This is a genomic window from Corynebacterium sp. Marseille-P3884 (assembly GCF_017942225.1).
GTDB lineage: Bacteria > Actinomycetota > Actinomycetes > Mycobacteriales > Mycobacteriaceae > Corynebacterium.
In genome coordinates, this window is record NZ_JAGKSD010000004.1 from 1 (window position 1) to 19801 (window position 19801).

19 protein-coding genes, 1 tRNA gene and 1 pseudogene are annotated in these 19801 nt (G+C 63.3%); 6 read left to right on the forward strand and 15 right to left on the reverse strand.

Features of this window, described 5'->3' with window-relative positions; translation table 11 throughout:
* A pseudogene (locus J5Y21_RS03095) lies at nucleotides 1–206 on the forward strand (flp pilus-assembly TadE/G-like family protein); the annotation flags it as partial.
* On the opposite strand, the gene J5Y21_RS03100 reads toward J5Y21_RS03095, so the two are convergent.
* Nucleotides 203–2557 carry a DEAD/DEAH box helicase gene (locus J5Y21_RS03100; protein WP_210572777.1) on the reverse strand — a complete coding sequence of 785 codons (2355 nt, stop codon included), beginning with the start codon at nucleotides 2555–2557 and terminating at the stop codon, nucleotides 203–205. The pseudogene J5Y21_RS03095 and the gene J5Y21_RS03100 sit on opposite strands and share 4 nt — an antisense overlap.
* A 168-nt stretch (nucleotides 2558–2725) precedes the next feature.
* Between J5Y21_RS03100 and J5Y21_RS03105 the strand changes: the two genes are divergently transcribed.
* Nucleotides 2726–2929 (forward strand): cold-shock protein, encoded by a 204-nt coding sequence (locus J5Y21_RS03105; protein ID WP_076598122.1) that lies wholly within the window; start codon nucleotides 2726–2728, stop codon nucleotides 2927–2929.
* An 80-nt stretch (nucleotides 2930–3009) separates the two neighbouring features.
* On the opposite strand, the gene J5Y21_RS03110 is transcribed toward J5Y21_RS03105, so the two are convergent.
* Nucleotides 3010–3636 (reverse strand): DedA family protein, encoded by a 627-nt coding sequence (locus J5Y21_RS03110; protein ID WP_210573024.1) that lies wholly within the window; start codon nucleotides 3634–3636, stop codon nucleotides 3010–3012.
* A gap of 219 nt (nucleotides 3637–3855) precedes the next feature.
* Here J5Y21_RS03110 and topA point away from each other — a divergent pair, with 219 nt between their 5' ends.
* Complete coding sequence (gene topA / locus J5Y21_RS03115; RefSeq protein ID WP_210572779.1) at nucleotides 3856–6768, forward strand: type I DNA topoisomerase; 2913 nt, start codon at nucleotides 3856–3858, stop codon at nucleotides 6766–6768.
* A 207-nt stretch (nucleotides 6769–6975) separates the two neighbouring features.
* Here the strand turns inward: topA and J5Y21_RS03120 are convergent, their stop codons facing one another.
* A complete protein-coding gene (locus J5Y21_RS03120) occupies nucleotides 6976–8502 on the reverse strand; it encodes an adenylate/guanylate cyclase domain-containing protein (RefSeq protein WP_210572781.1) in 1527 nt (508 codons plus the stop codon).
* A 74-nt stretch (nucleotides 8503–8576) separates the two neighbouring features.
* Between J5Y21_RS03120 and J5Y21_RS03125 the strand changes: the two genes are divergently transcribed.
* Together J5Y21_RS03125 and J5Y21_RS03130 are read left to right on the forward strand one after the other, a co-directional pair.
* Complete coding sequence (locus J5Y21_RS03125; protein ID WP_349236919.1) at nucleotides 8577–9812, forward strand: DNA polymerase III subunit delta'; 1236 nt, start codon at nucleotides 8577–8579, stop codon at nucleotides 9810–9812.
* A 135-nt stretch (nucleotides 9813–9947) separates the two neighbouring features.
* A tRNA-Thr gene (locus J5Y21_RS03130) sits at nucleotides 9948–10023 on the forward strand.
* Between the two features lie 146 nt (nucleotides 10024–10169).
* Here the strand turns inward: J5Y21_RS03130 and J5Y21_RS03135 are convergent.
* The 7 genes from J5Y21_RS03135 to J5Y21_RS03165 form a co-directional block, all read right to left on the reverse strand.
* Entirely contained in the window at nucleotides 10170–10565 is a 396-nt protein-coding gene (locus tag J5Y21_RS03135) for a multidrug efflux SMR transporter (RefSeq protein ID WP_210572783.1), read from the reverse strand.
* Nucleotides 10566–10599: 34 nt separating this feature from the next.
* The gene (locus J5Y21_RS03140) at nucleotides 10600–10920 is read right to left on the reverse strand and encodes a multidrug efflux SMR transporter (protein WP_210572785.1); all 321 of its coding nucleotides are present in this window, start codon (nucleotides 10918–10920) and stop codon (nucleotides 10600–10602) included.
* Nucleotides 10921–10975: 55 nt separating this feature from the next.
* The gene (locus tag J5Y21_RS03145) at nucleotides 10976–11449 is read right to left on the reverse strand and encodes a deaminase (protein ID WP_210572787.1); all 474 of its coding nucleotides are present in this window, start codon (nucleotides 11447–11449) and stop codon (nucleotides 10976–10978) included.
* The gene (locus tag J5Y21_RS03150; protein WP_210572789.1) at nucleotides 11446–12102 is read right to left on the reverse strand and encodes a DsbA family protein; all 657 of its coding nucleotides are present in this window, start codon (nucleotides 12100–12102) and stop codon (nucleotides 11446–11448) included. Before J5Y21_RS03150 ends, J5Y21_RS03145 begins: the two co-directional genes overlap by 4 nt.
* A 55-nt stretch (nucleotides 12103–12157) precedes the next feature.
* Nucleotides 12158–12577, reverse strand: coding sequence for a MarR family transcriptional regulator (locus J5Y21_RS03155; RefSeq protein ID WP_210572790.1), 420 nt, complete (start codon nucleotides 12575–12577; stop codon nucleotides 12158–12160).
* 210 nt (nucleotides 12578–12787) lie between these two features.
* On the reverse strand, nucleotides 12788–13246 hold the full coding sequence (locus tag J5Y21_RS03160; RefSeq protein WP_210572791.1) for a DUF4442 domain-containing protein: 459 nt from the start codon (nucleotides 13244–13246) through the stop codon (nucleotides 12788–12790).
* An 87-nt stretch (nucleotides 13247–13333) separates the two neighbouring features.
* Complete coding sequence (locus J5Y21_RS03165; RefSeq protein ID WP_210572792.1) at nucleotides 13334–14995, reverse strand: AMP-binding protein; 1662 nt, start codon at nucleotides 14993–14995, stop codon at nucleotides 13334–13336.
* A 269-nt stretch (nucleotides 14996–15264) separates the two neighbouring features.
* Between J5Y21_RS03165 and J5Y21_RS03170 the strand changes: the two genes are divergently transcribed.
* A complete protein-coding gene (locus J5Y21_RS03170) occupies nucleotides 15265–16107 on the forward strand; it encodes a GDSL-type esterase/lipase family protein (RefSeq protein WP_210572793.1) in 843 nt (280 codons plus the stop codon).
* A gap of 15 nt (nucleotides 16108–16122) precedes the next feature.
* Here J5Y21_RS03170 and J5Y21_RS03175 read toward each other — a convergent pair whose 3' ends face one another.
* From J5Y21_RS03175 to rfbA, 5 genes are read right to left on the reverse strand one after another with little or no spacing between them, the layout of a single operon-like run.
* The gene (locus J5Y21_RS03175; RefSeq protein WP_246874905.1) at nucleotides 16123–17007 is read right to left on the reverse strand and encodes a thioredoxin domain-containing protein; all 885 of its coding nucleotides are present in this window, start codon (nucleotides 17005–17007) and stop codon (nucleotides 16123–16125) included.
* A 27-nt stretch (nucleotides 17008–17034) separates the two neighbouring features.
* Nucleotides 17035–17403, reverse strand: a complete 369-nt coding sequence (locus J5Y21_RS03180) for a DUF2304 domain-containing protein (RefSeq protein WP_210572795.1) — start codon at nucleotides 17401–17403, stop codon at nucleotides 17035–17037.
* The gene (locus tag J5Y21_RS03185; protein ID WP_210572797.1) at nucleotides 17400–18101 is read right to left on the reverse strand and encodes a glycosyltransferase family 2 protein; all 702 of its coding nucleotides are present in this window, start codon (nucleotides 18099–18101) and stop codon (nucleotides 17400–17402) included. The genes J5Y21_RS03180 and J5Y21_RS03185 overlap by 4 nt, the downstream gene beginning before the upstream one ends.
* An 11-nt stretch (nucleotides 18102–18112) precedes the next feature.
* Nucleotides 18113–18931, reverse strand: a complete 819-nt coding sequence (locus J5Y21_RS03190; RefSeq protein ID WP_210572799.1) for a glycosyltransferase — start codon at nucleotides 18929–18931, stop codon at nucleotides 18113–18115.
* The gene (gene rfbA / locus J5Y21_RS03195) at nucleotides 18928–19797 is read right to left on the reverse strand and encodes a glucose-1-phosphate thymidylyltransferase RfbA (protein WP_210572800.1); all 870 of its coding nucleotides are present in this window, start codon (nucleotides 19795–19797) and stop codon (nucleotides 18928–18930) included. The genes J5Y21_RS03190 and rfbA overlap by 4 nt, the downstream gene beginning before the upstream one ends.
* Between the last annotated feature and the right edge of the window lie 4 nt (nucleotides 19798–19801).

Here is a 19801-nt window from a genome sequence, read left to right on the forward strand (position 1 = left end):
CGCAGGTCGCGGCGGATCTCGCTGCTGTCGCCGGGGCGACTGCCCTGCACACCGGCGACGGCAGCGGAGATGCGTGCGCCGTCGCTCGCGAAACTGCGCAGCTCAACGGTGCGGACCTTGCGGACTGCGCGATCACGGGCGCGGATGTCACTGTCGCAGCGGAAATCGGCAGGGCGGAGGCGGTCGCGAAGGCAGGCCCGATCTAGGCAGTCATGGTGACGAGGGCACCGAGGAGCTTCAGCGCGCCCGCCTTGTCGAGGGGCTGATTGCCGTTGCCGCACTTCGGCGACTGCACGCACGACGGGCAACCAGTGGCACAGCCGCAGGATTTCACGGCCTCAAAGGTGGCGGTGATCCATTCGTGGAAGCGGGCGTAGCCTTCGTCGGCAAAACCTGCGCCGCCGGGGTGGCCGTCGTAGACGAAGACGGTGGGCTGCATGGTGTCGGGGTGCAATGCGGTAGATACACCGCCGATATCCCACCGGTCGCAGGTGGCCAACAGGGGCAGCAGGCCGATGGCGGCGTGTTCGGCGGCGTGCAGGGTGCCGGGGATCTCGCCGGCGGTCACTCCCATTTTCTCCAGGGCCAGCGGGTCGATGGTGTACGCGACGGCGCGGGTGAGGAGTTTCTGTTCGGGGAGGTCGAGGGGGATGTGTTCGGAGGTGGTGCCGTCGGAAAGCTTGACGACGTAACCCGTCACCCGGTCCGTGACCTCGACGTCGACGCTGGCCACCCACAACCCGGGCGAGGGGTTGGAGCGCGCGTGCGCTTCGCCGATGACCCGGATGTCGGTCGTCGATCGCGCCATCGTGCTGTAATCGGGCACTTCGGGGTGGGCGAGCGCGACGTAGTTGTCCAGGTCGAGTTCGTCGATGATGAAGTATTCGCCCTGGTGGATGTACACCGCGCCGTCGTGCACCTGCGAGGCGGCGCGCGCGGAGTCGACGGTGCCCAAAAGTCGCCCGTCGGTGGCATCGACGATCATGACTTCCTCGCCGGCGCCGCCGCGCAGCGACACCGCGCCATGAGCGGTTTCCGGGGAGAGCTCGCCTTCGAGCTGGGGGACCGCGAACCAGCCGCGCGCACGCTTGCGGAGCAGGCTGCGATCTTCCAGCTCAGCGACGACATCCTGCGCGCCGAAGACCTCCACATCCCCGTCAGTCAGCGGCTTCTCTACGGCAGCGCAATAGACATGACCGCGCAGAATATAAGGATTGCCGGGGTTGAACACGCTGTTTTCCACCGGCTTGTCCAGCAGGGCTTCGGGGTGGTGGACGAGGTAGGTGTCCATGGGTTCGTCACGGGCGACCATCACGACCAGCGACGATTGCCCGCGGCGTCCGGCGCGGCCGGCCTGTTGCTTGAAGGAAGCGACCGTTCCGGGAAAGCCCGCCATGACTACAGCATCGAGCCCGCCGACGTCGATGCCGAGCTCCAGCGCATTCGTGGTGGCCATGCCGAGCAGGTCGCCGTTGTCCAAGGCGCGTTCGAGTGCTCTACGGTCCTCGGCGAGGTAGCCGGCGCGGTACGAGGCGATGCGGCGGGCGAAGTCGGCGCGTCCGGCTGCGACGAGGTCTTCGGCGGCGCGCATCGCCACGGTCTCACTTGCCCGCCGTGACCGCACGAAAGTCAAGGTCCGCGCGCCTGTGGCGACGAGATTCGCCATCATCGCGCCTGCTTCAGTGGTGGCGGCGCGACGGACGGGAGCGCCGTTTTCGCCCTCGGCACCTTCGATGAAGCCGGGCTCCCACAGGGCGTAGGTGCGCTCGCCGGTCGGTGCTCCATCGTCGGTGACGGCTACGACGTCGCGTCCGCACAACCGTGAAGCATGCGCAGCTGGATCAGCGGCGGTCGCGGAGGCGAAAATGAAGGTCGGGCGCGCACCGTAGGCTCGCGCGAGGCGGTCTAAGCGACGCAGCACCAGCGCCACATTCGCGCCGAATACACCGCGGTAGGTGTGGCATTCGTCGACCACCACGTATTTCAGGTGGCGGAGAAACCGCGCCCACCGCACATGCGACGACAAGATGCCCGCGTGCAGCATGTCCGGGTTGGTGAACGCGAAACGGGTGGTCTCCCGGATCGTCGGCCGGGCCTCAGTCGGGGTATCACCGTCGTACGGGGCGGCGTTCACACCTTTCGGCCCGCTCAAACGGGGATGCCCCTTGGTCAGGGAGCTCACGGCCAGCAACTGATCGGACCCGAGGGCTTTGGTGGGGGTGATGTACAACGCGCAGGCAGTCGGGTCGTCGGCGAGGGTACTCAAGACGGGCAGCTGGTAGCCCAGGGATTTCCCAGAGGAGGTCCCCGTCGCCACGACGACATCGCGGCCTTCCCATGCCGCGTCCGCGGTCAGGCGCTGGTGGGAATAGAGGTCGCGGATGCCGGCGTCGATAAGCGTGCTTTTGAGTTCGGTGTCCACCCACTCCGGCCATGACGCGGTGCGCGACGGCTGCGCAGCAAATGCCCGCACATGGGTGAGTGTCGCGGCGGGAAGCGCGCGCGTGAGACCGTCGATGAGCTCGTCGGCGAAACCGCCGTATCCGCTGCGCGCCATGCGATCTCCTTGAAGCCAAAAAACACGTCCGACGTAAAAGCCTAAAGCATGGCAAAATAGCAGTGGTCGCAGATTTTGTGTGCGCCTTTCACGGGGTGCTCGCGAGTTTTGCCAGCACGACCGCGAACAATCCGGCACCGGCCGGAAAACACGAAAGGTTTTATCACAATGGCTACTGGAACAGTGAAGTGGTTCAACGCCGAAAAGGGCTTCGGCTTCATCGCCCCGGACGACGGTTCCGCTGACGTGTTCGTCCACTACTCCGAGATTCAGGGCAGTGGTTTCCGCACCCTCGAGGAGAATCAGCAGGTCGAATTCGAGATCGGCGAGGGCAGCAAGGGCCCGCAGGCACAGCAGGTCCGCGCGCTTTAAGCTTATCGACGACGCAGCTCACCCCGGCCCCGCGCCGGGGTTTCGTCATGTCGCGACCCCCGCTCCTTAGTCCGGCTGCACTAAATCGCGGACATGCCGCGGCGCACGTCGTTCCACTCCGCCAATCTGGACTGGAGTTTCTGGATGCCGAAGCCCACGAGCGATCCCAGGGTCACGCCGACGAGCATGGCCAGCAGCGGGAAGTCGGAGAGGATGGAGCCGCCGACGTAGCCCACGCCGACGCCGATGGTGACCCAGAGAAAGACACCGATGGTGTCGTAGATGAAGAACAAAAACCAGTTGTAGCGCACTGAGCCCAAAAGGATCGTGGCTACCCAGCGCGCCCACGGCAAAAAGCGGGCGACGATGATGGTCACCCCCGCGCGCTTGTTCTGGTTTTCGCGCACCCACTCGATTGTCTTGCCGGCCCGCGATTCGGGGTCGAGCTGGTTGACCACCCGGATCAGACGGCTGCCCAACATGAAGCAGAGATTGTCGCCGATGATCGCGCCGATCAGCGCTGCGGCGAAAATCCACCGCACATCCGGCACGCCCTGCGAACCGGAGAACGCGCCCGCCAAATTCAGCACGGTTTCCGACGGCAACAGCGGACAAAGCGCGTCCAAGGCGATGACCAGGCTGAGCAGCGGGTAGAACAGCGGGGTGGTCATGAGCTGCTCCACAAACCCGATGAGCGAGTCGACCACGTCAGTCACAGCTTTTCGTCCTTCCCTTTTGCCACGGCACATCCGGCACACCCGAGACGCGACCTCTGGCGGAAAGTGTAGTGGGGCGTCAGGGGTGGGGGTGGGCAGTGTTAACGTCGATAAGCGAAAACGCTACCCCTCGTTTACGCGCAGCCGCGAAATTAGTGGTAGTTGTCTTTGAGAGAATCGTTGACGCGAATATTTAAGGAGTCACGCGGCGTGGCTGAGCAGAACGGACAGGGCAAGACCCTGGTGATTGTGGAGTCGCAGACGAAGGCGAAGAAGATCCAGAAGTACCTGGGTGACGCGTATTTCGTCGAGGCGTCTGTGGGCCACATCCGCGATCTTCCCGGCCGCGCGGCGGACATTCCCGCGAAGTACAAGAAGGAACCGTGGGCGAAGCTCGGCGTGAACCCGGAGGCGGAGTTCGCGCCGATTTACGTGGTCAGCGCCGACAAAAAGAAGAAGGTCACGGACCTTAAAGCCAAGCTGAAGCAGTCCGACAAGCTGCTGCTCGCAACAGACCCGGACCGCGAGGGCGAGGCGATCGCGTGGCACCTGCTCGAGGTGCTCAAGCCGAAGGTGCCCGTCGAGCGCATGGTGTTCAACGAGATCACCGAATCCGCGATCAAGGAAGCCGCGGAAAACACGCGCGAGCTGGACATGGATCTCGTCGACGCGCAGGAGACCCGCCGCATCCTCGACCGCCTCTACGGCTACGAGGTCAGCCCCGTGCTGTGGAAAAAGGTCATGCCGCGCCTGTCCGCAGGCCGCGTCCAATCCGTGGCCACGCGCGTCATCGTCGAGCGCGAACGCGAGCGCATGGCGTTCATTTCCGCTGCATACTGGGACCTCACCGCCTCGCTTGAGCGCTCCGGCGAGACCTTCGACGCCAAGCTCACGCTTATCGACGGCTCCCGCATCGCCCAAGGCAAAGACTTCGATGACCGCGGAAAACTCAAAAACGACGAGCTCGTGGTGGTCGACGAACAGGACGCCCGCGCCCTCGCGGAAGCCCTGACCGGCCAAGAAATGAAGGTCACCGACGTGGTGTCCAAGCCGTACACCCGCCGGCCCTACCCGCCGTTCATGACCTCGACGCTGCAGCAGGCCGCCGGTGCGAAACTGCACTTCACCTCGGCCCGCACCATGCGCATCGCGCAGCGCCTGTACGAAAACGGCCACATCACCTACATGCGTACGGACTCGACCTCCCTGTCCAAGCAGGGCATTGCTGCGGCTAGGGCCGCAGCAACGGAACTATATGGCGCCAACTACGTCTCCGACGCCCCGCGCCGCTACGACCGCAAGGTGAAGAACTCCCAGGAGGCCCACGAAGCGATCCGCCCGGCAGGCGAACGTTTCGCCACCCCCGGCGAGCTCGCCCGCTCCCTGGACGCCGAAGAGTTCAAGCTCTACGAGCTCATCTGGCAGCGCACCGTCGCCTCCCAGATGGAAGACGCCCGCGGCACGTCCGTCACCGCGACCATCGCGGGCCAAGCGACCTCCGGCGAGAATGTCGAGCTGTCCGCCTCCGGTCGCACCGTCACCTTCCCCGGTTGGCTTCGCGCCTATTCGGACACGCAGGACAAAAACGACAAGTACCTGCCGCAGCTGTCCAAGGGCGACGCCCTCGCCACCCGCGACGTCACTGCCGACGGCCACTCCACCAACCCGCCGGCACGCTACACCGAGGCCAGCCTGGTGAAGAAGATGGAAGAGCTCGGCATCGGGCGCCCGTCGACGTACGCGTCGATCATCAAGACCATTCAGGACCGCGGCTACGTCGCCCCGCGCGGTAACGCCCTTGTTCCTACGTGGGTCGCGTTCTCCGTCGTTGGGCTCATGGAGCAGAATTTCGACGCCCTCGTCGACTACGAATTCACCTCGTCCATGGAGGACGAACTCGACGAGATCGCCCGCGGCACCGAGAACCGCACCCAGTGGCTCACCGGCTTCTACTTCGGCGATGCCGATGCCGACGAGTCCACCGCCGAGGCCATCGCGCGCCGGGGCGGCCTGAAAGCGATCATCGAGAACAACCTCGAGTCCATCGACGCCCGCCGCGTGAACTCCCTCGAGCTCTTCCGCGACGACGAGGACCGCCCGGTCTACGTCCGCGTCGGTCGCTACGGCCCGTACCTGGAGCGCCAGGTGGGCACGACGGCTGAGGGTGAGCCCGAGTACCAGCGCGCCAACCTGCCCGAGTCCACCACCCCGGACGAGGTGACCATGGAGATGGCGGAGAAACTCTTCGCCACCCCGCCGACCGGCCGCGAGCTCGGCTCCAACCCGGCCACCGGCCGCACCGTCGTGGCGAAGGAAGGCCGCTACGGCCCCTACGTCACTGAGCTTGTCCGCGACGACGAGCGCGCCACCGCCGAGGCCAAAGCCGAGGAGATCATTGCGCAGGAGCGCGCCGAGGAGGATGCCCAGCGCGCCGCCGAGGGCAAGCGTGCCAAGAACTGGGAGACCAAGACCGCGGCCAACCAGAAGGCGAAGCGGATCGAGCAGCTTATCGACGAGCAACTCAAGCCCGCCACCGCCTCCCTCTTCTCCTCCATGGAGCCGTCGTCCGTGACCCTGGACGAGGCCCTGCAGCTTCTCTCCCTGCCGCGCGAAGTCGGCGAGGATCCTGCCGACGGCGAGATGATCACCGCCCAGAATGGCCGCTACGGCCCGTACCTGAAGAAGGGGAGCGACTCCCGCTCCCTGGCGAATGAGGAGCAGATCTTCTCCATCACTCTCGACGAGGCCCGCCGCATCTACGCCGAACCGAAGCGCCGCGGCCGAGCCGCCGCCAAGCCGCCTTTGAAGATGCTCGGCGACAACGACGTCTCCGGCAAGCCCATGACCGTGAAAGACGGCCGTTTCGGCCCGTATGTCACCGACGGCGAGACCAATGCCTCCCTCCAGCGTGGCGACACCCCGGAGACCATGACTGACCAGCGTGCGAACGAGCTGCTCTCAGCACGCCGCGCCCGCGAGGCAGAAGACGGCGCCGGCGGCGGTAAGAAGGCCACTAAGAAGAAGGCAGCGAAGAAGTCTGCCAAGAAATCCGCGAAGAAGACGGCTAAGAAGCCACCGCAGACTACGAAGCGCGTGGTTAAGGCTGGATCCCGCCGCAAGTAATCCCGGTGGTCAGCGTGGCGGAGACCAAGGATCACGACGCTGACGGACCTCAACCTGCTCCCCAGATCCAGCTCAGGGAGCAGGTTTGCCTTTTGAAGTTTGCCTTTTGGGTCGGCGCAGCGGCAGAAGCCCAGGTGGCGTTTCGTCGAAAAGCGCAAAAGGCAAACGTCCTTCGGCGCAGCCTGGGACGCGGGGAGCGGGGGCTAGTTAGTACTTGTCCGCCATCGTCGGGCGGACGGGGCGGGCCAGTTGGGTCATTTTATTGCGGCCGCGCAGCTCGATCGACTTCATCACGGTCCAGCGGGCCTGCTCGATTTCGTTGGCGCCCTTGAGCGTCGACAGGTTGGTCAGGACGCGGCCGGGGGAGTCCTTCGCGAGTTCGGTGAGGCGCGCCGCAGTGTTCACGGCGTCGCCGATGACGGTGTACTCGAAACGGTCCTGGCCGCCGATGTGCCCGGCGACCACGTGGCCGGAGGCGACACCGATGCCGGCCTCGAGTTCCAGTCCGTCGAGTTCCTGGCGCAGTTCGCGCGCGGCGGTGAGCGCGTGCGAGGCGGAGTCGTTGAGTGCTAGGGGCGCGCCGAATACGGCGAGCGCGGCGTCGCCCTCGAATTTGTTGATCACGCCCTTGTTGCGGTGCACGACATCCACGACGATCTCGAAGAACTCGTTGAGGGCGTCGACGACCTCCTCCGGGGTGTGGTTGACCGCGAAATTCGTCGAACCGATGACGTCGACGAACACGACGGCCACCTTGCGGTCTTCGCCGCCCAGTTCGGGCTTCTCCTCGAGAGCCTTCTGGGCGACTTCGCTGCCGACGTACTGGCCGAAGATGTCGCGGACGCGCTGACGCTCGTTGAGACCGCGCATCATCTCGTTGAAGCCGGCTTGGAGTACGCCGAGCTCAGAGGCGTCGTAAATGTCCACCTGGGTGTCGGTCTCGCCGCGGCGGACCCGGTTGATGGCTTCCTGCAGTTCTTTGATGGGGTCAACGACGCTCATGGTCGCAAAGGCGGTGCCAGCCATGCCCGTCACGATCGCTGTGACAGCGAGCGCGGAGACGGACGGCATGAGCTCGCCGGGAGTGTCGCCGAAGAAGCCGTTGCGCTGGGCGGCGAGCAGGAACAGGATGCCGATGAGAGGCACACCTGAGGTCATGAACCAGGTCATGTACAGGCGTTGTTTGATCGGCGGCTCGAGCGTGGTGTCCGCGAAACGCTTGGACAGGGTGTTCGCGGCGATGGGGCGGACGAGGCGTTCAGCCTGCACGTAGGTGAGGACGCAGGTGACCAGGCCAGCCATGAGCGTCGACACGGCGACCACGAGAGCGAGGCTGCCCGCGACGCGTGAGGCAGCGGCGGTGGCGATGAGGATGCCGATGAACCAGATCATCGCCACCACCAGCGTCTGCAGCACCGGGATGCGCAGCACGAGGTTGCGCACCACGTAAGGGTCGACGTCATCGGGCCGGCGCTGGTAGAGCAGCACGGACCTGAAGAGCATGTACGACACGAGGCCGCCGACGATCACCGCGAAGATGAGGTACAGGATGCCGACGGGCGCGAAGCCCGCAGCGACTTCCCCGAGCTGCCGGGCTTCCGGCATGGGGATGAGGTAGCGCACGAATGCCATGATCGCGATCGCGGCTGCCACGTTGGTGAAGAGCAAGACGGACGCGTACAGCGGCCATGGGGTGCCCATGAGCCAGCGGAAGCCGCGCCAAAACTTGTTCACGTTCCAATACTCTACGTGGCGCAGTACCGACGTAGTCCCAATACCGTCAACCATCGCGAAGTAGGGTGGTGGCTGTGACTGTCCCGACGACTCCTACTCAGCAGGCCGCGCCGCGGAGCGTGGCTGAGCGGCTTGCCGATATTCCGACGGTCCGCGACACGATCATGTCGGCGGCGGCTGCCGCACGCGGGGTCGCAGGGGCGGACGCGCACGCGATGACGCACTCGTGGTTGTTCACGGGGCCCCCAGGGGCGGGGCGTTCGACGTCGGCGCTCGCTTTCGCGGCTGCGCTCATGTGCACGGACCCCGAGGAGATCGGGTGCGGGCGCTGTCGGGCGTGCCGTGACGCGTTGTCGGGTTCGCACACGGATGTCGTGCACGTTGTGCCTCAGGAGTTGGGCATCAAGGTGGACACGGTGCGCGGAATCATTGCGCAGGCAGCGCGGTTGCCGTCGGTGGGCAAGTGGCGGGTCGTGGTCATCGACGACGCAGATCGCTTTTCGACGGCCGCCGCCGACGCCTTCCTCAAGACCGTCGAAGAGCCGCCCGAATCCACCGTGATCATCATGTGTGCCCCGTCCACAGATCCGGAGGATTTCTCGACCACGCTGAGGTCGAGGTGCAGGCATGTGTACGTGCCGGCGCCGTCGACAAGCGAAATTGTGCGTCTGCTCGTCGAAGAGGAAGGTGCCTCCGATGCTGATGCGCGTCTGGCGGCCGCGACGTCGCTGCACCATGTCGGGCGCGCGCGGCGCCTGGTGCGCAGTGAGGCCGCGCAGCGTAGGCGCGCGAGTGCGATCAACCTTGCTGAGCTCGTCTTCCACGGTGACCAGGCGTTTCAGGCTGTCGCCGCGCTGGTGAAATCCGCCGATGCCGAAGCGAAGGACGCCTACGCCGAAGCCGATGAGGAGGAGCGCGAGAAACTTGAAAACGCGCTCGGCATGGGCGCGAAAGGCAAAGGTGCTGCCCGCGCCTTGAAGGGGGCGTCCGGGTCGCTGAAGGAGCTCGAAGCCAAGCAGAAAGCGCGCGGCACGCGCCGGCTTCGCGACGTCCTCGACCTCACTCTTGTCGACCTCGCCGGCATCTACCGCGACGCGATGGTGCTCGGCGCTGAGAGCGGGCTTGAACTCATCCACCCCGATTACGAAGGCCTGTCCCGCGAGATCGCCGGCCGCGTGGATCTGGCCGGCCTCACTGAATGTCTCGACGCCATCGCGCAGTGCCGCGAACGCCTCGACCAGTCCGTGCTGCCCGTCATCGCGTTCAACGGCATGCTCGGCCGGATCCGCAAAGCTTGCGGCGCGAGCTGACGGCGGTTGGCCGACGCTGGGCGCAAGCGCTCGTTCCGGACCTCCGACGCATTGCTACCTGCGATTTTTGTGGCGGCGCACTCGTCGATTAAGCTATCCCCTCGGAACAAGTCGCGCATGCGCGCCCTGATCCGCGCCACCTTAGCTCAGTCGGCAGAGCATCTCACTCGTAATGAGAAGGTCGCGAGTTCGATTCTCGCAGGTGGCTCCACACACGAAAGCCCCCGTGGCCTGTTCATTCAGGTCGGGGGCTTTGTAGATGTCTTGCTCGTTGCACGGGAGGGTTACTGGTTGGTCCGCTTCGAGAATGGGGGATGGGGAACTTATCAGCTGTTCATGTACGGGGAGGCCGGTTGATTAACCGGTGCGGGTTTCGAAGGCCGGGCTGTCGGCGAGTTTGAGCCAAACGACACCACCGATGATGACCGCGAGCCAAAAGCCCTTCGCGGGGGTGAGTGATTCGTCGAAGAAGACAGGGCCGAGTAAGGCAGCGCCAGCGGCACCGATACCAGCCCAAACGGCGTAACCGATGCCGACATCAATCTTTTTCAGTGCAACGCTTAGGAAAAACAGCGTGCAGAGGAAGAACGCGATGGCAATTAGAGACCATGTGACGTTGGTGAAGCCTTCACTACCGTTAACGCTAAGGGCATACCCGACTTCGAATCCCCCGGCGAGCAGGAGAGCGAGCCAGGGCCCGAATTTTGTTCTGGGGCTGTTTTGTGTGGTGTTTTGAGGTGTGGTGGCAGACATAAAGGTGGGCCTTTCTGTATTTGCGAGGAGGTGTTTAGGCGGTGCCAGCGAGATTGAGGCCGACAACACCGACGATGACGAATCCGATTCCGAGGAGTTTCTTCCAGGTCAATTTCTGGCCCAGGAACAAGGCTCCGACGATGACGATTCCGACACCTGCAATGGAGGTCCAAAGGGCGTAGCCGACACCGACATCAAAGGTGAGCAGCGTGAGACTCAGAAAGAAAGTTGCGATCGCACCGCTGAGGAGGGTGGCGATCGTCCAGGGGATATTCTTGAAACCGTTCGCTTTTCCAGCTGCTATACCCACAGCTACTTCGAAGATTACTGCGATTGTTAAGTAAAGCCAGTGCATGATTTGTCCTTTTCGTATATCTGGTTCGGGTTTCGTTGAGGGAGGGAAATCCTGCCTATGTGTGCATTTCGCGATAGCGAATGAACGGCTCGTGAGCGTTTGTAGTGGGCAGGTGATGAAGCATGCGATCGCGCAGAGAATCGTTGATACGCATCGTTCGGTAGCTGGCGCGGTAGTCGAAACCGAACACCGCGACAGCGTCGCGATCAACGGCTGTGTAGATGGTATGGATCCCGTGGTCGATGGCGAAGCGATAACAAAGCCCACACGGCTCTCCGGTCGCCAGCAAGAAGGTTCCGTCAAGTGTTTTGCGGCCACGAGTTGAAAGCGCGTCCCGCATCGCGACGATTTCAGCGTGGGCGCTGGGGTCCCCCGTTTCATGCACTTCATTGACGCCAAGGCGCGAGATGATCCCTGAGCCATCAGCGACGGCACCGACGAATGGGAGCCCACCGCGAGCAACGTGCTGGGTGGAAAAGTTGACTGCAGCGTGCATATTGCGGTGTAACTGTTCAAGGGGCATGCTCATGAATCCGCCCTCGGAAACGACCGCTGTGCAGTGAGCTCGTCAAACGTTTTTTTCAACCTGGCTGCGCTGGGAACACCTGGCAACAGATGGCCATTGATGAGGATTCCCGGAACCGAAGTGATCCCAACTGTGTTAACCGCGAAGTCTTGGTCGAGACGGTGCTGTTGGCGACGCGCTTCGTCGTTCAGGGCAGCTTGTACGTCGTTGGCGTCCAGTCCAATTGAGGTGGCAACGTCGACAATGACGTCATCCGCTCCGATGTCGCGATCGTCCTGGAAGAATGCCGTGAACATGGCCTCGGAGTACTCGTCTGCTTTACCTTGCTCTCGGGCAAGCTGTAGTGCCAGAAATGCCTTCTCGGTACGGGGTTGTGGTGAAACTGACGGCAGGGTCATAGGGATACCGAGCCGCCGGGCCAACGGGTAGACCGATTGATTCCAAACCCGCGGCAGATACTCATCTTCAGGTCGAAGGGTGGGGACTGGGGCGGGGCGAAGTTCGAATGGTCGGATTGTTACGTGAACATCTCTGTCTCGCTTTAGCTCGTCGAGGGAGCTTTCGACCAGATAGCAGTATGGACAAACGTAATCAATGAACACATCTACGTGGGTTTTCAACTGATCTCTCTTTCTGATGGGGTCAGCAGAATCCACTATAGTGCATGTACATGCATGTATCAATAGAAAGGTGTTACCCGCGCCTCCTTGCCTAGTCACTGTTGCCTGAATCGTGGACTGCTAGGTCCGAGTCGAGCCAATCCTCATGCATGTCCTCTATCAAGGACCGAAGTTTGTTATGGAATGGTTTTGCAATGGTGGCAGCTCTTTCTGATCCGTTCTCGGTCAAAGCCGCGTAGATGCCACGCCCATCGTCGGGACAAACGTCCCGAAAAGCTAGCCCTTTGCGCTCCATTCGCTCAACCAAGCGAGTAGTCGAACTCTGACTAAGACCAAGTTCCTGGGCTAACTCAGTGATTCGTAGTTCTTTATCAGGACTCTTGCTGATGAGTAGCGCTGCACGGAATTCGGTCAGGCCGATGCTGAAGCTGCTTTCGAGCCACTTGTTGAGAGCCGACTCAATGAAGGAGACTTTTCTGGCGATCTTCGTCCATTGATCAGTAAGGGTCATGGTTGGAGAGTGGGGGTCGAGATTAATTCCTTTCATGTGCACTCAAATTACACCAAGTGCGTAAGTGTCACTTTTGTCTCGCATTGACTGGTTAATCGTCCCTTTTCCGAAAGCTGCCAGTAGTCTGCGGCCTGCTCTATGGTCTTTGACTGATGTTGCCTCGTTCTTGCTTTTGACTTCGTTGTTTCCCTGGACCGTATCCAGGGCTCTTTAACTCTTTTGGTTCAGGCGGTAGTACACCTGGCGGCGCACGCGCGCGACGGTGTCGCCCTCCTCGTCGACGATGTCCACGTCGAACCAGTGGAGGTATTTGTCACCGCTGGCTGTCTTTTCCTTGATGAGCTCGTAGGTCTCATCGGGGATGCGCATGTCAGCGGTGAGCGTGCCGCGACCGGGTTTCACAAACTCGATTTCGCCGGCGGTGTCCCAGATCTTGTAGTCCTTGCCCAACCGGTGCATGGAGGCGAGCATGAAGAACGGGTCAGTCATGGCGGACATGGTGCCGCCGAAGGCGACGCCCATGGCGTTCTTGGTCAGCATGTTCGGCTTGTGGGTGACCACGACGCGGGTGCCGTCATCGGTGAATTCCTTGATCTTCACGCCTGCGCCGAGAAGCGGGGGCCAGAACTGCATGAAGTTCTTGAGCTGTCGCGCGGAGAAATGGGCCACTGTCGGGTGCTCCTATGCGTATCGGGGTGTGTGCCAATTCACGAAGGAACTATACGCTGACCCCGTGGGCAGCTCAGCTGGTTGCGGCTAGTTATCGCGGCGGGATTCGGGCAAGAACCGCGGCATGACTTTACCGGTGGGGTTGCGGGGGAGGAAGTCGACGAAGTTGACGTCGCGGGGGATGGAGTGGTGGGCGAGTTTGTCGCGGACCCAGTCGCGGACGGCGTCGGGGGTCAGGGAGCGGCCGGCGTCGTCGTCGGAGCGGACGACCCAGACGGCGACGCGCTTGAAGGTGTCGTCGTCGTCGACTCCGCCGGCGTAGACGTCGGCGATGCCGGGCATGGGCTCGAGGGTCTCGGTGACGGATTGGGGGTGGACGTTCTCGCCGCCGATGATGATCATGTCGTCGTTGCGGCCGAGGACGTGGAGGCGGCCTTGGTCGTCGAAGTAGCCGCGGTCGCCCATCTCGATCAGACCGTCGATCATGACGAGGGGGGTCTCAGGGTTGGAGTAGCCCTTCAAGGCGGTCTCGTTGTTGAGGAAGATGCGGCCGGGTTGCCCTTGGGGGACTTCGTTGCCGTCGTCGTCGTAAAGCTTGATGATGCTGCCCGGCACGACGCGGCCGGCGGCGGTGGGGTGCGAGACGACATCGTCGGCGGTGGCGATGGTGGCCAGCGAGAGCTCGGTCGAGCCGTAGATATTGGCCAAGATGGGGCCGAAGCGTTCGTGGACGCGCGCGACGACATCGGGGGTCAGGGCATTGCCCGAGGATGCGATCCATTTCAGCGACGAGGTATCCCACTGCTCGTTGTCGGGAAGGTCTAGCATCTGCTTGTAGAAGATCGGGGAGGAGATTAGCCCGTCGACGCGGAAGTCTTGGATCTGCTTCATCGCGGTCGCCGGGTCGAATTCGCGCTGGGTGACGATCGTGGAGCGCGAGCCCAGCCCCACGATGAGCGTCGCCCAACCCCACGTGTGGAACATCGATGCGGATTGCAGCAGCGTCTGGTTCGAGTACCACGGCACGGCGGACAGCAGTCCGGTGAGCACGAACGGCACTTTGGGTTCGGTGCGCAGAATTCCTTTCGGGATGCCGGTGGTTCCCGACGACATCAAAACGAGGTCGCCTTGGGTTGGCAGGAGCGGAAGTTTCGGCAGGTCAGCGTCAGAAGCAAGAAGCTTATCGACGCTTCCCTCACCCTTGTCGCCGTATCCCCACACCACAGTCACATTCTCCATGGCCGGGTGATCGGCCGGGATGCGGTCGGCGAATTCGGCGTCGATGAACAAGACGTTGATGTCATTTTCTTCGATGCAGCCGGCGAGCTGCTCTGGCGAGGAGCCGACATTGAGCAGGAATGCGGCGCCGCCGGCGTAGCTCTTCGCCGCGAACGGAATGATGAAGTGGCGACCGTTGCGCGCCATGATGCCGACGCGCAGTTCGCGCAGGTTGGCATCGCGCTTGTGCTTGACGAGCCACCGGGCGAGTTTCCGGGAGGCGTCGCGGAGTTGCTGGTAGGTGAGGAGGCCGGAGTTGTCGATAAGCGCGGTGCGTTCCGGGCAGCAGCGTGCACCTTGTTCGACTTCGCGGGCGGCGGTGATGCCCCAGCGCGGCAGGTCGCCGAAGCCGCGGAGGAAGACCCCGAAGCCGCCCTCGAAGCTGACGATGCGGCGCCGCACGATCAGGGATGCGAGTTCCGCGAAGGCGCCGATGCGCTGGATGGGGGTGTAACTGCTCTGGTTGGCCATGGATGTGAGCCTTTCGTCGTCCGGGGTGCGGGGAGCCGAGTTCCGTTAATTTCGTCTCGTTAGGCGTATCACACCGTTATCGTTTTGAGTGGGATATTTTGTTAATTCCCCACGACAAAATAGTGGCTGGAGATAAAAATGTGATTGTTGTGGCCTGTGTGTTAGTTGTTTGTGTAACATTCCAGTCGTAGAAACCGACCACCCAACTGTGAGGCGGTTCCCGCCCCGACAGGTACCAGGCACACCGACCAGCAGAAAGTTGATGCACAATGCTCACCCAGACTCGCCGTCGCGTCACCGCCTTCGTCGCCGCCGCTTTGATGGGCGCCGGAATCATCGCGGGGCCGGCCACCCCGAATGCCCATGCCGACAACGGCAACATGGTCATCTTCGGTGATTCCGTCGTCGCCGACGCGCCGTCGCTCGAATACCTCAGCGCCCGCGTTGGCCTGCACCCGAACGGCAAATCCGACCCGGCACGCTGGTGCCCGACGAGCGCCAATAACTTCGGCAAGCAGGCCGCCCGCCGCCTCGGCTTGCAGCCGCGCGATTTCTCCTGCCCCGGTGCGGTGAGCATCTCCCGCGGCCCGAATATCTCCACGCAGATCGACCGCGCGGTCCGCGAACGCGGCCTCGACCGCAACACCAAGCGCGTCGTGCTGCAGACCGGCTTCAACGACACCTACAACCACCGCGGCGAGCACCCGAACACCGTGCGCCGCAATTACGTCAACTTCATGCGCCCGCAGGTGGATAAGATCCGCCGCGCCGCGCCGAACGCTCGCATCCAGATTGTCGGCTACCCGACGATCACGGGCGGCGACCGCGTCTGCCTGTTCCACATCGGCCCGAATATGTACGACGCCACCCCGATCCCAGAGGTCGCTTACTGGGAGAACCTTGCGCAGTGGATGAACCAGGATCTGGCGCGCGCGACGGGCACCCAGTTCGTGAACCTGAAGCCGGGCACCGCGAAGAACGGCATGTGCGCACGTGACGGTGACCGCGAGTTCGCCGGTCTCATCGACTTCTACGCTGGCCCGGGCAACGCGCCGGTGCACGTGACGCAGCGCGGGCACGCTCGCGTGGCGGGCATCGTCGCAGCGTCGTAAAGCCGATTTCGGCGGCTACTGATCCTGGACGGTCTTTTGCAGTTCGGAGTTGATGACCTTGCGGAAGTCGTCGATAGGCAGCGCGCCGCCGATGAACTCGTCGTTGACGATGAAGCCCGGGGTGCCCGTGATACCTAGGCCTTGAGCGTAATCGAGGGCTTCCGCGATCGCGTCGTCGTACTTGTCGCTCTGCGCGTCCTCGCGGAACTTATCGATGTCCGGCACCCCTGCCGCCTCCGCGAAACGCACGAAATCCTCGAGGCCGTAGCCCGGGTGGCCCTGCGTTCCGGCAGCTTCGGCGAAATACGCCTTCTTGTAATCTGCGAACTTGCCCTGCTCAGCCGCCGCGCGGCCCGCACGCGCCGCAGCGTGCGCCGCGTCGCCGTTGATCGGCATGTCGTTCCACTCGATGCGCACGAAGCCCTTATCGACGTACTCCGCCATCAACTCCGGCTCCGTCTCATTCGCGTGGCGGATGCAGAACGGGCAATCCCAGTCCGTGAATTCCGCGATCACGACCGGCGCATCCACAGCACCCACCGCGAACGGGTCATTCGGGTCGCGGCGTGCCGAATTCGAAATGTCCTGCCGCGACGTAATCTCCGAGCCCGGCCCGTGAATCAGCGCGGCTTCCTCGCTGGCCTCCGGCTCGGAAAAATCGGTGCCCGGCGTCGCCTTCTCCGGGATCTCCGTCGCAGGAGTCGAGTTCTTCTCCGGCAGCTCACCTGCCTCGTACGCCTGCGACGCACGCTCGTAGCCCTGGTGGTCGCCGATCAAATAGCCGCCTAAACCGGTGCCCAAAGCCAGCACCGCGGCGAATCCCCACATCAGGGGCGGGACTTTTGCTCCGCCGCGGTCCTTGCTGTTGGTGGTGCTGGCAGTGGCCGACTTCGTGCTCATAGGCACCAATCTTAGTCCCCCGAAGCGCTAGTGCTCGCCCTGGGGCTCGGTTTCCGGTGGCTGGTGCGGCGCCGGCGGCACAGCATTCTGTAGCGCCACCGCCCGTGCGAGACGCGCGTACCGCAGCTCCTGCTCACGGAACCGCACCCACGTGGACAACGTGGTGAAGAAAAACGCGATGATTAGCGTGTATAGCATCAGGTCGGTGCCGCGGGCGACACCCAGCCAGTTGGCGACGACGGTGACGTCGTCGGGGCGCAGAATCGCCCACACAGCCGCGATGACCAGCAGGACGAAACCGAGCTTCACCCACGCTTTCGCGTTGGCTTTCTTGCGGTTGGTGAAAAAATACAGCACCAGCGCGAAAGCGGCGAGCAGCAACAGGATCTGGATCATGGGAGCCTCCTGGCGACGAGTCCGTCGGCAAGAATATTCACGCCGTTGACCAGCGACTGGCCCTTGGACATGGAGTATTCGGTGTAGAGGATGTCCACGGGTTCCTCCGCGACGCGCCAGTTCAGTTTGTCCATCATGGTGACGATCTCGGAGGCATGCGACATCCCGTTCATGCGGATATTCATCTCCGCGGCCACTTTCGCGTTGAAAGCTCTCAGGCCATTGTGGGCATCGGTGAGACCGAGCCTCCGGCTGCGCGGCGAGAGGAACACGACGGTTTTCAGCACGACGCGCTTGATCCACGGAACGTTGTCGGTGGCGGCACCATCGGCGAATCGCGTGCCGACGATGATGTCCACCGGCTCCGTCCGCAGCCGCTCCACCATGCGCACCACGTCCGCGACCTGGTGCTGCCCGTCGGCATCGAAGGTGACGAAGTAGCGTGCCCCCGGCTGTGCCCGCGCGTATTCCACACCGGTCTGGATCGCCGCGCCTTGCCCGAGGTTCACGGGGTGGTTGACCAGGTGTGCACCTGCGGCGTGAATGGCAGCTGCGGAATTGTCGGCGGAGCCGTCGTTGACCGCGACGATATTGGGGAATGTCTGCAACGCATCGCGCAGCACGTCACCGATGACGGGGCCTTCGTTGTAGCAGGGCACGATGAGCCACGTGTCATCGAAGGGTCGCTGCTGGGTCATGAACGCAAACTCTAGTCGCCGCGGTGGAAAAGACGCGAGTACACGCGCCGCATGGCCCCCAGAGGGAGGGCGCGGTAGAGGTTGCGCGCGGCGTAATTCACGACGGCACGCGGGCGCGAGATCAGCCCGTAGCTCACCAGCGCGCGCTGCATGGCGCGCTCCGCACGCCGGGTTTCGGGCGTGGTGCGGCGTTTCATCTGCGCGTCGTTCACGCGGAAGTAGGTCAGCGGTTCCGGCAGGTTATGCAGCTTCTTGCCGCCAGCGACAAGGCGCGCCCACAGGTCGTAGTCCTCCATGTTGTGCATGGGACGGTAGCCGCCGACATCGCGCACGTCGGCTGTGCGCATGAGCACCGAGGGGTGGTTCATCGGCGAGTTGATTTTCGCGTACCGCGCGATCGCATCGTGGGTTTCGGGCAGGCGCCGCACGCCGCCGAGGGTGTCGCCGTCGAATTCCTGCATGGCGGTGCCGAGAACGGAGATTTCACGGTGCGCAGCCATGAAATCCAGCTGTTTTTCAAGCCGTTGCGGGTATGCGGCGTCGTCGGAATCGAGACGCGCGACGAATTCGGTGTCCACGGCAGCCAGGCCTTCGCGCAAGGCGATGCCGAGCCCGCGGTTTTCAGGCAAGGTCACGGTGTCCACAGACGCCAAAAGCTTATCGACGTCCCTTTTCACCTCCCCGTCCCTTACCACCAGCACTCTTTCCGGCGGGCGTGTCTGGGCGGTGATGCTGTTCAAGGCGTGAGAGAGCTCGTCTGCCGTGGTGTTGCGGTAGACGGACATGAGGACGGTGACGGCGCCGGGGCGCAGGTCGTGGGGGCTGGTCATGCGCGCTCCCGTGCGGCGTCGAGAAGGTAGCGGCCGTAGCCGGATTTCAGCATTGGTTCGGCGAGTCCCTCCAGGGCGGCGGCGTCGATGAAGCCTTGGCGGAATGCGGCCACCTCGGGTGATCCGATGATGGTGCCGGTGCGCTTCTGGATCACTTCGACATACGAGCTGGCTTCACTCATGGAGTCGATGGTGCCGGTGTCCAGCCACACGTCGCCGCGGTGCAGGCGGTGGACTTTCAAATCACCGCGGTGCAGGTAGGTCTCGTTGACGCTGGTGATTTCCAGTTCGCCGCGTGCGCTCGGGGTGATGGTCTTCGCGATCTCCACCACGTCGTTGTCGTAGAAATACAGTCCCACCACCGCGAAATTGGACTGCGGGTGCTCGGGCTTTTCCTCGATGGCGGTGGCGGTGCCGTGCTCGTCGAAGCTGACCACGCCGTAGCGCTCTGGGTCGGAGACCTCGTAGGCGAAGATGGCGCCACCGTCAGGGTCGAAAGCTTCGCCCATCAGGCGGGACAGTTCCGCGCCGTCGAAGATATTGTCGCCAAGCACCAGCGCCACGGAGTCGTCGCCAATGAAGTCCTCACCGATGATGAAGGCTTGGGCGAGCCCGTCGGGGGAGGGCTGGACGGCGTAGTCGAGCATGAGGCCCCAAGCAGAGCCGTCGCCAAGCAGACGCTTGAATGCGTCCTGGTCTTCCGGCGTGGTGATGATCAAGATTTCGCGAATCCCCGCGCTGATCAGCGTGGAAAGCGGGTAGTAGATCATCGGCTTGTCGTAGATGGGCATGAGCTGCTTCGAGATGCCCTTCGTGATCGGGTACAGCCGCGTGCCCGACCCGCCGGCGAGAATGATGCCCTTCATGGTT

Bases quoted from the DNA above. Each gene is read 5' to 3' on its own strand.
- J5Y21_RS03180 (WP_210572795.1), bottom strand. From the start codon at position 17,403: ATGATCCAGATCCTGTTGCTGCTCGCCGCTTTCGCGCTGGTGCTGTAT.
- J5Y21_RS03105 (WP_076598122.1), top strand. From the start codon at position 2,726: ATGGCTACTGGAACAGTGAAGTGGTTCAACGCCGAAAAGGGCTTCGGC.
- J5Y21_RS03155 (WP_210572790.1), bottom strand. From the start codon at position 12,577: ATGACCCTTACTGATCAATGGACGAAGATCGCCAGAAAAGTCTCCTTC.
- J5Y21_RS03135 (WP_210572783.1), bottom strand. From the start codon at position 10,565: ATGTCTGCCACCACACCTCAAAACACCACACAAAACAGCCCCAGAACA.
- J5Y21_RS03190 (WP_210572799.1), bottom strand. From the start codon at position 18,931: ATGACCAGCCCCCACGACCTGCGCCCCGGCGCCGTCACCGTCCTCATG.
- J5Y21_RS03165 (WP_210572792.1), bottom strand. From the start codon at position 14,995: ATGGCCAACCAGAGCAGTTACACCCCCATCCAGCGCATCGGCGCCTTC.
- J5Y21_RS03145 (WP_210572787.1), bottom strand. From the start codon at position 11,449: ATGAGCATGCCCCTTGAACAGTTACACCGCAATATGCACGCTGCAGTC.
- J5Y21_RS03140 (WP_210572785.1), bottom strand. From the start codon at position 10,920: ATGCACTGGCTTTACTTAACAATCGCAGTAATCTTCGAAGTAGCTGTG.
- J5Y21_RS03185 (WP_210572797.1), bottom strand. From the start codon at position 18,101: ATGACCCAGCAGCGACCCTTCGATGACACGTGGCTCATCGTGCCCTGC.
- rfbA (WP_210572800.1), bottom strand. From the start codon at position 19,797: ATGAAGGGCATCATTCTCGCCGGCGGGTCGGGCACGCGGCTGTACCCG.
- J5Y21_RS03170 (WP_210572793.1), top strand. From the start codon at position 15,265: ATGCTCACCCAGACTCGCCGTCGCGTCACCGCCTTCGTCGCCGCCGCT.
- J5Y21_RS03100 (WP_210572777.1), bottom strand. From the start codon at position 2,557: ATGGCGCGCAGCGGATACGGCGGTTTCGCCGACGAGCTCATCGACGGT.
- J5Y21_RS03175 (WP_246874905.1), bottom strand. From the start codon at position 17,007: ATGAGCACGAAGTCGGCCACTGCCAGCACCACCAACAGCAAGGACCGC.